Annotated in this window: 14 protein-coding genes; 7 read left to right on the forward strand and 7 right to left on the reverse strand. The window is 68.0% G+C overall.

Annotated elements, in window-relative coordinates; translation table 11 throughout:
* Positions 1-13: 13 nt before the first annotated feature.
* From KEG57_RS50625 to KEG57_RS50640, 4 genes are all read right to left on the reverse strand, one after another.
* Entirely contained in the window at positions 14-832 is an 819-nt protein-coding gene (locus KEG57_RS50625; protein ID WP_272459938.1) for an SRPBCC domain-containing protein, read from the reverse strand.
* Positions 829-1,185, reverse strand: coding sequence for an ArsR/SmtB family transcription factor (locus KEG57_RS50630; protein ID WP_272428373.1), 357 nt, complete (start codon positions 1,183-1,185; stop codon positions 829-831). The genes KEG57_RS50625 and KEG57_RS50630 overlap by 4 nt, the downstream gene beginning before the upstream one ends.
* 138 nt (positions 1,186-1,323) lie before the next feature.
* Positions 1,324-1,728 (reverse strand): VOC family protein, encoded by a 405-nt coding sequence (locus KEG57_RS50635; protein ID WP_272428374.1) that lies wholly within the window; start codon positions 1,726-1,728, stop codon positions 1,324-1,326.
* Between the two features lie 49 nt (positions 1,729-1,777).
* Positions 1,778-3,169: a GH25 family lysozyme gene (locus KEG57_RS50640; protein ID WP_272428375.1), complete on the reverse strand. Its 1,392-nt coding sequence runs from the start codon at positions 3,167-3,169 to the stop codon at positions 1,778-1,780.
* Between the two features lie 216 nt (positions 3,170-3,385).
* On the opposite strand from KEG57_RS50640, the gene KEG57_RS50645 reads away from it, so the two are divergent.
* From KEG57_RS50645 to KEG57_RS50665, 5 genes are all read left to right on the forward strand, one after another.
* The gene (locus tag KEG57_RS50645) at positions 3,386-4,117 is read left to right on the forward strand and encodes a hypothetical protein (protein ID WP_272428376.1); all 732 of its coding nucleotides are present in this window, start codon (positions 3,386-3,388) and stop codon (positions 4,115-4,117) included.
* Between the two features lie 32 nt (positions 4,118-4,149).
* On the forward strand, positions 4,150-5,421 hold the full coding sequence (locus KEG57_RS50650) for a radical SAM protein (RefSeq protein WP_272428377.1): 1,272 nt from the start codon (positions 4,150-4,152) through the stop codon (positions 5,419-5,421).
* Positions 5,418-6,371 carry a PLP-dependent aminotransferase family protein gene (locus KEG57_RS50655; protein ID WP_272459939.1) on the forward strand — a complete coding sequence of 318 codons (954 nt, stop codon included), beginning with the start codon at positions 5,418-5,420 and terminating at the stop codon, positions 6,369-6,371. The genes KEG57_RS50650 and KEG57_RS50655 overlap by 4 nt, the downstream gene beginning before the upstream one ends.
* Positions 6,372-6,431: 60 nt before the next feature.
* On the forward strand, positions 6,432-7,262 hold the full coding sequence (locus KEG57_RS50660) for a hypothetical protein (protein ID WP_272459940.1): 831 nt from the start codon (positions 6,432-6,434) through the stop codon (positions 7,260-7,262).
* Between the two features lie 66 nt (positions 7,263-7,328).
* Positions 7,329-8,303, forward strand: a complete 975-nt coding sequence (locus tag KEG57_RS50665; protein WP_272459941.1) for an NHL repeat-containing protein — start codon at positions 7,329-7,331, stop codon at positions 8,301-8,303.
* Between the two features lie 3 nt (positions 8,304-8,306).
* Here KEG57_RS50665 and KEG57_RS50670 read toward each other — a convergent pair whose 3' ends face one another.
* The 3 genes from KEG57_RS50670 to KEG57_RS50680 all read right to left on the reverse strand — a co-directional run bounded on the left by KEG57_RS50670 (position 8,307) and on the right by KEG57_RS50680 (position 11,529).
* Complete coding sequence (locus KEG57_RS50670; protein WP_272428381.1) at positions 8,307-8,996, reverse strand: hypothetical protein; 690 nt, start codon at positions 8,994-8,996, stop codon at positions 8,307-8,309.
* Between the two features lie 86 nt (positions 8,997-9,082).
* On the reverse strand, positions 9,083-10,285 hold the full coding sequence (locus KEG57_RS50675; RefSeq protein ID WP_272428382.1) for a PAS domain S-box protein: 1,203 nt from the start codon (positions 10,283-10,285) through the stop codon (positions 9,083-9,085).
* A 164-nt stretch (positions 10,286-10,449) separates the two neighbouring features.
* Entirely contained in the window at positions 10,450-11,529 is a 1,080-nt protein-coding gene (locus KEG57_RS50680; protein WP_272428383.1) for a serine/threonine-protein kinase, read from the reverse strand.
* A gap of 382 nt (positions 11,530-11,911) precedes the next feature.
* On the opposite strand from KEG57_RS50680, the gene rsmG reads away from it, so the two are divergent.
* Together rsmG and KEG57_RS56360 are read left to right on the forward strand one after the other, a co-directional pair.
* Positions 11,912-12,631: a 16S rRNA (guanine(527)-N(7))-methyltransferase RsmG gene (gene rsmG, locus KEG57_RS50685; protein WP_272428384.1), complete on the forward strand. Its 720-nt coding sequence runs from the start codon at positions 11,912-11,914 to the stop codon at positions 12,629-12,631.
* Between the two features lie 241 nt (positions 12,632-12,872).
* Positions 12,873-13,022 (forward strand): IS4/Tn5 family transposase DNA-binding protein (locus tag KEG57_RS56360; RefSeq protein WP_372518248.1); only part of this gene is annotated, 150 nt, incomplete at its 3' end.

The raw sequence follows: 13,022 nt of genomic DNA on the forward strand, positions 1-13,022 counted from the left end.
CATGCCAGACGTCCTACGCCCCGCCCCGCCCGAGGCTCCGTCCTGAAACCGCATGAATCGTCCGCGTTCCCGCGGAAAATCGCCCCGACACACGAGCGCCCCTCGGGACGACGAACTCCCGCCCGGCACGGAGCTCCATGTCCATGCCATTGATGCGCAGCACGTAGCTACCTTCCAGCACCGCGAGGTACTCGTCGTAGTCGCGCCACTGCTCGTCCGTATTCGCATCCGTTTTCGCGTGGCAAAGTAAGAGCTCCGTGCCATCCGCGCCGGTGAACGCATACGCCTCGACGCCGGGGATGCGCAGGGCGCCTTCCGCCACGCGGTTTGCCTCGCTCGTCATGAAGGCCGGGAAGCTGCCGAGCCCGAAGCGCGCGGCGTACTCCGCATTGAGCGCCGAGAACCGTTCCTTGTCGAACCCTGCGGCGGGTTTTCCGTCGACCGCTGCCTCCAGGTTGTCGAGGCAGAAATGCCAGCCCGTGGCGTCGCGCGCGACGTTCGCGCGGTCCGCCGGGATCGTCGTGAAAATCAAGAGACAACCCGTGCCCTCGGGCTCGAGCTCCCACCGCAGGACGTCTCCTTCCCACGTGTATTCGAGCACGCGTGGCGGGTCGAAGACGGAGATCTTTCCCTTGCCAGGCTCGCCTTCCGCGAAGAAAAAGCGTAGTTCGGCGCCGACCTCGCGCGCGCCCTCGATGCGGGCGGGAAACCAGTGGGCGAGCTCCTGGCTCTCCGTGAGCGCGCGCCAAACCTTTTCGGGGCGGTGGGCGAGGCGCCGCTCGAACCGGAGCTCGACGTGATTGCCTTTCGTGATCAGAGTCCCGTTTTTCATCGTTTTCTCCTCGATGCCGGGTTCCGGCGGGAGCTTTCGGGGGGTTCGTCCGCCATCGTGTCCAGGTGGCGCTCGAGCGCGTCGAGCCGCCGCGACCAGAGCGCGCGATACGGCGCGAGCCACGCGTCGAGCTCCACGAGGGGCTCCGGGCGCAGGCCGTACAGCCGACGCTGAGCGTCCTGCTCCACATCCACGAGACGCGCCTCCTTGAGCACGCGCAGGTGCTTGGACACGGTGGGCTGCGTCAGCCCGAGCCGGTCCGAGAGCTCCCCGACAGGACGGCGCCCCTCGCGAAGGAGGTCGAGGATGCGGCGGCGGTTCGGCTCCGCCACGACTTCGAACGCGCTCAGCATGGGCGTTTATATGCCCATCAAGGTATATGCCTGTCAAGGCATATACACGGCGACTATGTCAGACCATGGGTGTGTATGCTGTGGACGGAATGCGTGAAGGGACGAGGGCTTCGGACCACGAACGCGTGCCCGATCGGGTCAGGCTTCGTCCTCTTCCCCTACGGCGAGCGCGAGCTCCTGGCCATGGGCGAGTTCCAGCGTGTGCCCATCCGGATCGCGGAGGAACGCCCAGTACCCGACCGGCGGGCCGCTGTCTTCGGGCTCCCTGGCGAGACACCCCTCCGCACGCGCCATCACGCAAAGCCTGTCGACTTCATCGCGGGAAGCGACGCCGACCCCGAGGTGCGCGAAGGGCAAGAGCGGCGTGAATTCGGAAGATGTCTCGATGAGCACGATGGCAAAAGGACGCGTGCGATCACTGATCCACGCCACGCCGGGGCGGCGGTGCACCACGCGCATCTGGGCGAATCGCTCGTAGAAGGCGATGCTCGCGTCGAGGGAACGAACGGGCAGGGCGACGTGCGTGAGACCGAGATCCGACATGTTCGTGGTTCCTCCAGAAGGAGGATACATCGAGCAGGCGAGAATGCCGTCAAGCGGACGCGCGCCGTCGCCGTCGCATCACCGCCCCGAGCCCGAGGAACAGCGCGAGCCCGAAGGCCCCTGCGCCCCGCGGCCCGCCCGTCGCCATGGCGCACCCGCTCTCGCTGCCCGGGTCGCTCCCGCCAAGGCTGCCGCCATTTCCGCCCGCGCCGCCCGCGTCGCCCCCGCCTGCGCCGCCCGCGCCGCCCACACCGGCGCCGCCCGCGCCCGCGCCCATGCCGGGCACCACTTCGAAAAGACCTTCGAGCTGCGCGTCCGGCGGGCCGCCCTGGCCCGGATCACTGAACCAGGCGACGCCCTCTTGCACGAGACCAAAATGCTCGTCGTACTCGCCCGTCTCCAGGGGCGCGTGCAAGGTGAAGGTGAACTTGTACGTCCCGCCCGGCGGCACCGTGCCCTCGACGCGTGCATAACGATTCGGCCCCGGCCATTCGGGCCCGGCAAACGGGCTCGTTCGATCGCGCGGCTCCGTGGTGGCGAGCAGCGTATTGCTATCCCACGCCTTCGTGCCGACGTTCAGCATTTCGATGTACGCTTCGAGCGTCCCACCCGCTTCCACCTGCACGGGGCCTTCGCTCGCATATGGGAACGACTGGCTCACGAACTTCGCGGCATATTCGGGCCCGCTGTTCGCGAAGGCCATCAGATCGGCCAGGCTGCCGTTGAACTTGTTCCGATCCACGTTGCCCGCGACGCCAGTCACCGAGCCGCTGTCGGTGTACTGGAAGAGGAACCATTTGTCCCAGTAGTTATCCGGCAGGTTCGGGCAATCGAAGCTGTAGTTCGGGATCCAGAGCGGGTAGTCGCCGAAATCGTAGCTCGCGACGTTGTCCTGCCAGAAATACTTGCCCGTGTAGATGATCGGCTTCGCGCCCGTGGCGGCCTCGACGTGGGCGAGCCATTGCTTCATCTTGCTCACGACCGTGGACTTGCTCTGCCCGGCCATGTCCTCGACGTCGAGGACCGGCGGCAGATCCCCGGGGCCGAGCGCGCCCATCGCGTCGATCATGAGATCGGCTTGGGCGATGGCGTCCTGGTGCGGCAGGAAAAACTGATACGCGCCGCGCACGAGCCCCGCGGACTTGATGCCGCTCCAGTTCGTGTCGAACCAGGTATCCTTGCTGGTCCCGTAGCTGACGCGGGCGATGGCGAACTCGATGCCCGCGCCTTTCACCTGGTCCCAGTTCACTTCCCCTTGCCATACCGAGACGTCGATTCCCTCGACCGTGTCGTCGTCGGCGCAGACGGTGAAGGCCTGCTCGGTTTCGCCGAGCGGACCCTCGGACGAATCCAATTCACCCGCGCCACACGCGGGCAGCACGAGCGCGGCGAGGGACAAGAGAGAAGCGCGGAACAGACGGAGGCTGGACAAGGTATGCATGGTCGAACTCATCGGCACGGGGCCTTGCGCAATGCCCGTGCCAGCGTGCACGGCCATCCCGCGCGGGGCCTTTCCGCGGGAAATCGAGCCCCTTATCCGCGCGAGGGTGAAGCTTCAAGGATCCAGTTGGATCGCGGGCGGACCAGGTGATCGTTCCGGGAAGAAACGACGTGTCGGATCGTTGACACGAGCGCGAGCGTACGATTTGCTGGGCCGATGGACGAGACGACCGAGATCGAAACCATGGGGGATGTCACGATCACCCTCCGGCGACCCAAAAGCAGGCTCGCGGAGCTCGCGGGCCGGGTTCGCGAGGTGCTCGGGAAAGATCTCCCCGACGACGTCGCAGCATTTTATGAAAGGAGCGACGGCCTCGCGGTCCGCGCCTCCCGCGGCGGCGTGCCCCTCGGCGAGGAAGCCATGATCTGCGGGCTCGAAGCGTCGTTCGCGGGGTTTCGTCCGCACCGGCAATATCGAAGCCTGCGGGACTACGAGAACGACGTGGAGACGGGTGACCTTTACGCCCAGCCGTTCCGCGAGGAGCTCTGGAGCGACGGATTCGAGGTGGAGTCGAAGCGCGACCTCGATCGCCTGAACACGCTCAAGCGGTCGAAGCTCCTCATCTCCGTCCCCGGCGAATCCGTATCACTCACGGTCGACTACTTCGATCCGAAGGGCGCCCCCTATCGGATCGGTATCGCCGAGGATGGTTGTGATTTCTTCCCCCTCGACCTCTCGTTCTCGGACTTCGTCGCGTACTTTCGTCGGTTCGGGGCGGCGCGCTGGTACCTCGCCTTCGCCGGCAAGAAGGCCGAGAAGGCGAAGAACATCGACTTTGCGGCCGAGATCGAGAGGAGCCTCGAAGGCCACGCTTCCGCCTTCCCGGCGGAGGTCGCGGCGCTCCTCCAGCGGGTGGATCCGCGGCGAAAGCCAAAGAAGTCCGGTTGACTTGAACCTGTGCTTCGAGAATCATGTACCGTATGGAATCCTTCATCGCCTTCATCCCGCTCTCGAACTGGCTGCGCGGCTTCGATCGCTACGGGATGCGGTATTCGAAGGCGTTGATCGGTGAATCGAGGTTTTCCGACGCGTTCTACATGCTCAAGGAAGGCGAGCGCTGGGCGCCGGGGCTCGAGAAGGCGCGGCGGCTCGTGGCGAAGCTCGGGCGGCCGAAGGATCGCGTGGTGGCGCTGCGCGCGCGGCTCCCGGTCGGGCCCGAAGGCATGCGCCCGAACGACGTGACCGGCACGGGCATCGGCTGGCGCTGGCCCGCGAGCGAGATCCCCTTGACCGGCGTGGCGTGGGTCGACGAAAAGGACACGCTCGTCCCCACGAGGCACGAGGAAATCACCGCGGAGGCTTTTCGCCTGGGCGACGACGGGCTCGTCGAATGGGCGAGATGCCGGCCGCGCAGCGTGTCGGTCCTGCCGGTCGCGAAGGCTTGTCAGGCGCGTTGTGCATTCTGCTTCTCGAAGGCGAGCGTCTCCGATCTCGCGCGCCAACGGAGCGGCACGCTCGACCAATACCTCGCCTGGGCGAAGCTCGCGAAGGAGCGCGGCGCCGAGCGCGCCGTCATCACCGGCGGCGGCGAGCCGACGCTGCTCGAACCCGGAAAGCTCCGCGCGCTCGTGCATGGCCTCGCGGGGTTGTTCCCAAAAACCCTGCTCATCACGAACGGCGCGCGCCTCGACCTCACCGCGCTCGAATGCCTTCGGGACGCAGGGCTCACCACGGTCGCGGTGAGTCGGCACGGCGTGACGCGCGAGGCCGATGCGCGGATCATGGGGATCGCGGTCGACTCCGGGGCGTTCGGGCGCGCGCCGGGCCTGCGCACGCGGGCCATTTGTGTGCTCCAGCGGGGCGGGGTCGACGACGCGGCGAAGGTGCACGCGTACCTCGAACGGAGCGCCGCCGAGGGGTTTCAGGAGGTTTGTTTCAAAGAACTCTACGTATCGAGCCTCTCGGAGAATCCGTGGGCGCCGAGCGCCGCGAACCAGTTCTGTGAGACAAACCAGGTGCCTCTCGCGCTCGTGCTCCGAACGCTCGCCGAGCTCGGCTTCGAGAAGCGCGCGGCGTTGCCCTGGGGGAGCCCGGTGTTCGAAGGTGAAATCGGCGGCCGCGTGCTCCGCGTGGCCGCGTACACGGAGCCCTCGGTCGGCTGGGAGCGGACGCATGGCATCGTGCGCTCGTGGAACGTGATGGCCGATGGAACCTGCCTCGCCTCGCTGGAAGATCCGAGCTCGACGTTATGAACCACGAAACGTTTCTCGCGCGCCGCGCGGAGCTTCGGGCCACGCACCCCGCGCTCGTCGATCTCGCGGAGCTCAACGTCTACCGGAGCCTCGGGCGCGCCTTTCCCATCATTTTGCCCTCGACGCACCCGGAAGCGCCTTATCGTTGTCACCTCGCGGAGCGATTCCTCGCGCACCTCGATCTCCCGCAGACGTTGAAGCCGCGCACGCAGGTCAGCCACGGTGTTCGTCGTTCGCTCCGCGCGCTTTTGGGGCTCCTCGCGAAGCAGAATGCGCGCGTCGGCGTGCCTGCCGACGTGTACCCCGTCTATCTGCAGCTTGCGGCGGAGGCCGGAGCGACGGTCGTCCCGTGGGAGGCGCGTGTCGGGCTTCCCGATCTCTATGCGCTCGACGCGCTCCTCGTCTGCGAGCCGCTGAAACCCTGGGGTTCGTCGCTGACGCCGCTCGAAGTGGAAGAGCTCCGGCGCTGGGCACGCGCGGACGAGCGGCGCATGCTGATCCTCGATTCGGTCTATGCGACGCCGCCGACGGGGGCCTCACGGGCATTGCTCGAAGACGAGAGCGCCCTTCTCCTCACGTCGCTGTCGAAGGGCTGGCTCGTCCCGGATCACGCGGGGATCTGCATCGTGCCCGAGCGTTTTCGAAAGGAGACGCGGGACGCGTTCGCCGAGCTGCCGAAGGACGAGCAGCGGCTCCGCATCGGATACGCGGCGCTCACCGAGCATGCCGCGCGTCCCCGGGAGGTCTCGGCCGCGTTGCGTGAGCGCGCGCGCAAGCTGGACGAGCTGACGAGCGCGAGACCCGAGCTCGGAGCGTCCTCGTGCATCGGCTACTTCGCCACCTCGTCGAGGTCGTTCGACGCGCTGCTCGAAATGGGAATCCTCGGCGTCCCTGCCACGGTCTTCGGCGGACCCGAGGGCCTCAGCGTGCTCTCGAGCCTCGAAGCCTGAACCGCCGCTCGCCGGGGATGACGTCCATGGGGTCGGGGCTCCATGACGATCCCAGATTCCGTGAGCTCCTACCGACCCTTGCCGGCATTGGCCGCACTCGTGCTCGTCCTCTCCTCCGGCGCTCGGGCCCGGGCCGTCACGCCGCCGCCCGTCTCGGCGCGGGCGGGCACGGCCAGGGTCGACGGCAGCAAACCGAGCGGGCCCACGCCCATGGTGCAGCGCGGGCTCATTTTGCCCACGGGGTTGCTCGATCCCTACGTGAGCCCCCTCGTCGAGCACCCCATCGGGAAAGACTATTACCGCATGGGGACGAGCTTCGGCACGCTGTGGGGCATCGTCCCCGAGATGCACGTCGATATCCAGATCGGCCCCTATTACATCGGTCAGGAGCCACCCCCGGGCACGAACCGCGTCACCGTCACGGGCCGTTACCTCAAAACCCGGCCGCTCGACCTCGGCGCCTCGTTCATGGCGGTATTCGATCCGAACCCCAGGCACCCGTTCGTCAGCTACGTCCAGCCGGGTCTGCCTGCCCTCATCCGTCCGAACAAGCGCCTCCGTATCGATTCAGGCGTTTTTGTGCCCTGGTATCCCACCACGGATTCCCATCTCGGCCTTCGTGTCCCGCTGAACGTTTACGTCCAGATCGTGGACCGCTTCCATGTCGGCGGGGCGAGCGCCCTCGTCGTCTCGGACCTCCGCGATCCCCATGGGACCACGTCCGTTCCGTTCGGTCTCACCGGCGGCTATAGCGCGGGCCCCGAGCTCGACTTCCTGGCGCTCACCCCGTACGTGACCTGGACGCGCTTCTATTCGACCGCGACCGGCGCCCTGGACACGCGCTCGTTCGTCGCCGGACTCGTCGCCGACTTCATCATCGACCTTCGGTGAGCCCCGTCTCACGGCAGGCGTGACGTGGCTCGGGTTCCCTCCTATCCTCGGGGCCGGAGGTTTGCCATGCATTTTCTTCACCGTTCCTTGCAATTCGTAGTCCCCGCGGTGCTCGTCCTTTCCGCCTGCGCCGTCACGCCCAGCGGCGGACGTTCTTCCGGGAATGGCGGCGACGGGAGCGAATCGAGCGGCGGGCAAGGTGGAAGCGCCGGGATTGGCGGGATGGGCAGCGGGAACGCCGGCTCGGGCGGCTCGGGCGGCGATCTTTTCGGTGACGGCGGACTCATGGGCGCGGGCGGCGGATCCGGCGACGACGGCTGCGCGGACGAGGCGAAGCTCGTCTACATCATCGGCCAGGACAACGAGCTCTACAGCTTCGACCCGCCCACGCTCGATGTGAAGCTCATCGGCGTGATCGACTGCCCCACCGGCGGCCTCGGCACGCCGTTTTCGATGGCCGTCGACCGCAAAGGGACGGCGTGGATCCTCTTCAGCGACGGCCGCATCTACCACGTCGACGTGAAGACCGCGGCCTGCACGGCGACGAGCTACACGCCGGGACAGCAGGGTTTTTCCACGTTCGGAATGGGCTTCGTCTCCAATACGCCGGGCAGCACGGAGGAGACGCTTTACGTCGCCGACTACAACGGCAAGGGCCTCGCGCGGATCGACACCCAATCGCTCACGCTCTCCTTCGTCGGCCCCTGGGACCAACTCTCCGGCGCGGCCGAGCTCACGGGCACGGGGGATGCGCGGCTCTTCGGCTTCTTCAACTACAGCCCGATCATCATCGCCGAGATCGACAAAACCTCGGGCAAGATCCTGAGCCAAGCCCCGCAGCCGTCGGTGTCGATCGGGAGCGGCTGGGCGTTCGCGTTCTGGGGCGGCGATTTCTGGCTGTTCACGAGCCCCACGGGCGACTCGCAGATCCAGCAGTATCGACCCTCGACCGGGACGACGAGCGTGGTGAAGACGGGGCTCGGAACGAACATCGTCGGCGCGGGCGTCTCCACCTGCGCGCCGGTCGAGCCGCCAAAATGAGCGCTACTGGAAGTTTACCGCGATCCAGCCGCCGGCGGCGCTGAATCCACAAGCGACCTTCGAGAAGTACTTCGCGCTCATGTTCACGTAATGCCCGCAGACGTCGCCCGTGGATTGCCCGTAGAAATCGCAATTCGGGCAGTTCGGGTTGTACCCTTCATTGCAAGCATCACAGCCGGAGCAGCCGGTCTGATCCCGCTCGGCCCACATGCCATCGAGGCAGCCCGAGACGTTCTCGGCCCCGTGGCCCAGGCACTCGTTCTGGCCGCTGCCATTGCAGGTCGGATAGAGGCCCATGCCCCACGAACCGTGCGGCTTATCGTTCTGCTGATCCCACGTTGCCTGCTGATCCACGCAGGGCTCCGCTTCCTTCCAGCGCGCGTAGGGCGGGAGCCCCATCGTGGCGCGGTGCGCGTTGATCGTGTCGACGCACGCTTGCCGGGCCGCCTCGTACGGATCGGACCCGCCGCTGCTGCTGCTCGTCGTGCCGCCGCCGGCGCCGCCCTGGCCGCTGCCGCCGCTGCCGCTCGATGCGCTGCTGCTCGGCGTCCCTCCTTGCCCGGCCGCGCCGCCGCTCCCGTCGCCGCCCGCTCCGCCATCACCGCCGCTCCCTTGCGACCCCGCGTCCGAACACGCGGCGGCGCCGAGCGCTAAAAGACCCAGAAAAACCCGATAGGCCATCTTCATCGACATGGGGAAGCTCCTTGTTACCCCGTCGAGTGTAGAGGACGACAACCGGCGCCTGGTATGGAAAACGACCAGGACGGGCGTCAAACCGTTCATGTGGATGGGGCAGGGGCGCGGCGCGGCTTCACGGCGCGGCGCTTCATGACGAACCGGAGCGCCTCCTCCAGGTTGCCGAGCGTCATGACGCTCCCGAGATCGACGCCGAGGCCCACCAGCGCAGTGGCCACGCCGGGATTGACGCCCGTCACGAGCGCCGTCGTGCCGAGCAGCCCGAGCGCGCGCAGTACCTTGAAGAGGTAATCGGCCGTCGTCGCATCGACCTCGTCGATACCCGTCATGTCGAGGATCACGTAATGCGCTTGCTCGCTCACGACCGCGTCGAGCAAGGTGGCGAGGATGCGCTCGGCGCGCGCCGCGTCGATCGTCCCGACGAGCGGCAGCGCGAGCACGCCGTCCCATACCCGCACGATCGGCGTGGAGAGCGTGCGAATTGCGCCCTCTTGCTGCGCGATGAGGTCGATCTGCTGGCGGAGCGTGCGTTCCGCTTCGATGCGCTCGGTGACGTCCATCGCGACGCCGAGCACGCCCTCGACGGGGCCGCCTTCCTCGCGCGTGATGGGAATGTACCGGCATTCCCAGGAGGCGCCGCCTGCGTTGGCGAGGGTGACCTGGTGGGTGCCGCCGAGGGCGGCGCGGATCGCGCTGAGGATTTCGGGGACGTCGCGGTAGAGATCAAAAGCGCTCATGCCGACCACTTCGCCGGGCGCAAAGCCGAGCGCGCGCAGCCCGGCGCCGTCGGACAGCGTGAAGACGCCCTTCTCGTCGGTGGACCAGAGCACGAGCGGGGTATTGTCGAGCATGCGCCGGATGAATTTGCGCTCGGCGGCCAGCGTTTCGCGCGCCTCGGTCGCCTCGGTCGTGTCACGAACGAAAGCGGCGCGGCCGAGGAGATCTCCGTTTTCGTCGCGCAGGGCGCGCAGTTGCCATTCGCAATGGAATCGCGCCCCGTCCTTCCGGGCGCACGGGGCCGAAAAGGATGGCGGGTTTTGCGAGTCGAGATCGGCGAGCAGCACGCCCGGATCGACCTCCGCGTCGGGGCCGAGGAGGTCACGTATCGTTTTTCCGATGACCTCGGTCGCGCCGTAGCCGAACACACGCTCGGCGCCCGGGTTCCACGCGACGATGGCGCCGCTCGCGTCGAGGCCCACGATGCCGATCGGCGCCTCGTGCGCGAGCGCGCGCAGCAGCTTCGGATCCTCGAAATAAGCTGACGCAGTACGTTCGTGAATAACCATCCAACTCCGTGTAGCAAAAGTGCCGCCGCACGGAAAGCACCCTTATCCGCTGGGAGTACGCTTGGTTACGTGATTGTTGGAATTGGCCGCTGTGTCAGTGATATGACAGTGGCCCGCGTTTCAGCGGCACGCGCGGAGGTTTGGCGGAGCGAGCGCGTTCGTTTTCACGATGCGGCGGGCTGGGTCGAAAGGCGAGGCGACCGCACCGCCTGGCCACGCCCCTGCTCGACGAGCGCCTCGCCGGCCGGGCGGAGGACCTGCGCCGCCGCTTGCCGCCGCAGCGCGGAGACCTCCTCGGCGGGCAAGAAGCCGTGTTCGCGGGGCGGCTCGTCGCCCGGGACCGTCGCTTCCTTGCAGGCCATTCGGAGCGCCTTCTCCAGGGTCGTCGCGACCTCGGCCGCGAGCGCCGCGCCGCCCGTGCCGATCGCCCAGCGCACGAAGGCCCATCCGAGCTCGGCGTGGCGCATCTCGTCCTCGGCGATCTCCAGCAATGCAAGGCGCACCGCGCGCGGGCCCGCCTCCTTTGCCGCCGCGGCCGCCTCGAGGGCCGCGAGCGTCTCGCCCACGCAGCCCTCGACCACCGTGGCGAGCGTGGCCGCCGTGAGCGAGCCGAGATCCTCGAACGCGCCGTCCACCGCGAGCGGCCCGAAGCCGAGCGGCTCGCCTCCATATGCGGATGCGAGCGACATGGCGAGGCGCGCGTGCCGCACCTCGTCGAGCGCCGCTTGATGGGCCGCCTCGACGAGCGCCGGCGGCGCGCCGAGCGCCATGAGCGCCATCGAGAACCGGGCAAACGAGGCCACGGATGCGTGCTCGTTGCGACCTCGCTCGGCCCAGCGCCGCGCGAGGATTGCGCGTACCTCGGTCGGGAGAGCAGCCGTATCGAGATCGCGGAGCGCGGCATTGAAATCGCGGAGCGCCTGCGCGCGATCCGCGGGCACATCCGGCGGGCTCGACCATGCGCTCGGCCCTTCGCGCACGTCGGCGAGCCGGGGTTTTCCTTGCACGAGGAGGGGCCGGCCATCGCAGCCGATCGAGCCGACGAGATAACAGCAGCTCTCGGCGCTGCCTTCGTTTTCATTGGCATACGGCCCGCGGAGCGGCTCGCATTCGCATTCGCCGGAGCCCGGCGGCCGACCATTGAGGACGACCTCGTTCGCGCCGGGACACACGCCGTTCACGGGCGTGGTGCAAAGCGTGATGTCGCAGCACTGGCCGTGATATCCGAAACTGTCGTTGTACACGGGCCCGTAGCAGGCGGGCGCCGGGGAGGACTCGAGGATCTCGACAGAAGTGGCCGGGCCGGGGGCGCCGGGAGCGCTCTCGACGTCGGCCCCGCACCCCGAGGCCAGGAGGAGGCTTGCGCCCCATTGAGAAGCGACGAGAAGGCGATGCAGGTATTCGCGCATGCGGCGCCATTTGGCAATTCGCGTGCCGAGGGCCGCGCCCGTGTTTCTCGCGGGGACGTGGTCCCGGGGTTGTGCCGGGTTGTGCCGAGCGTGCTCGTGTCGACTCCGCCCCGTCCACCTGCGCGAGCGCGAGGAAATCCTTCGCGGCGGGGATGAGCGACGTCCGGTGATTCCGCTCGGGTCGACGGATGCCTCCGCGCTGTGCTACCCCGCCTCCGTGACCAAGGCCGCCCGTCCTCCCCTCCCGCTGCCGAGCACCACGCCTCTCGCGCCTCCCGACGGCTTCGATACGCGCCTCGCGGAGATCGGCGTTCGCCTCGACGCGCCCGTGCTCGCAACGCTCGGCGACTACCTCGCGCGGCTGCTCGCGATGAACGAGCAGATGAACCTCACCGCCATCAAAGATCCGAGCGACGCGTGGGAAAAACACGCGCTCGACGCGCTCACGCTCGTGCCCTTGCTCGGGGACGTCTCCGCAGGATCGCGGCTCGTCGACGTCGGCTCGGGCGGCGGTTTGCCCGGCATTCCGATCGCGATCGCGCGGCCCGATCTCGGGGTCACGCTGGTCGAGGCGACGCAGAAAAAAGCGGCGTTTCTCTCGGCCGTCGTCGACGCGCTGGGCCTCGCGAACGTGACGGTGCGCGCCGAGCGGGCCGAGCAGCTCGGGGCCGGGGAGCTTCGTGGCGTGTTCGACGTCGTGACCGCGCGCGCGGTGGCGCGATTGAACCTGCTCGTGCCGCTCACCGCGCCGCTCGCGAAGCCGGGCGGGCTCGTGCTTTTGGTGAAGGGTCAGCGCGCCGAGGAGGAGCTCGCGGAGGCCAAGCGCGTGCTCGCGGAGCAAGGGACGACCCACGAGAAGACGGTCGCGACGCCGACGGGGCGGATCGTCGTGCTCCGGCGAGGCGCGGGGGAGGCGCGGCGCAAGGCGAAGCGGTGAGGGGAGGCGCCTCAGAATTCGAACGTCGATTGCACGATCGGATTGCCGTAGCTGTCGACGTCCCGTGGCCAGCCCCCCGTGCGGACCACGCTGAGCATTGGTCTCATCGCGAGCCGCTGCGCCGGGGCGCTGCCCCGGGCCCCGCGGGGGCTGTTCGCCCCTCGACCCGAACCAGGGCCTGAGCATTGGTCCCATCTCCGATCGGTACATTCCCCCCCTCTGACGACATTTACCGAGTGAGATGTTGGATGCAGGGGCGGCCTCGTCGGCGGAAGCGTGGGCGGAGGAGGAGTTCGGGCATGCGGACCTTGGAGACAAGCGCCGGACCCGGCGACTGACGCGCATGGCCGCGCAGGCGGCGCTGTTTCCCTCGGGGAAGGTGAGTGAGGTT

Source organism: Polyangium jinanense, assembly GCF_028435365.1.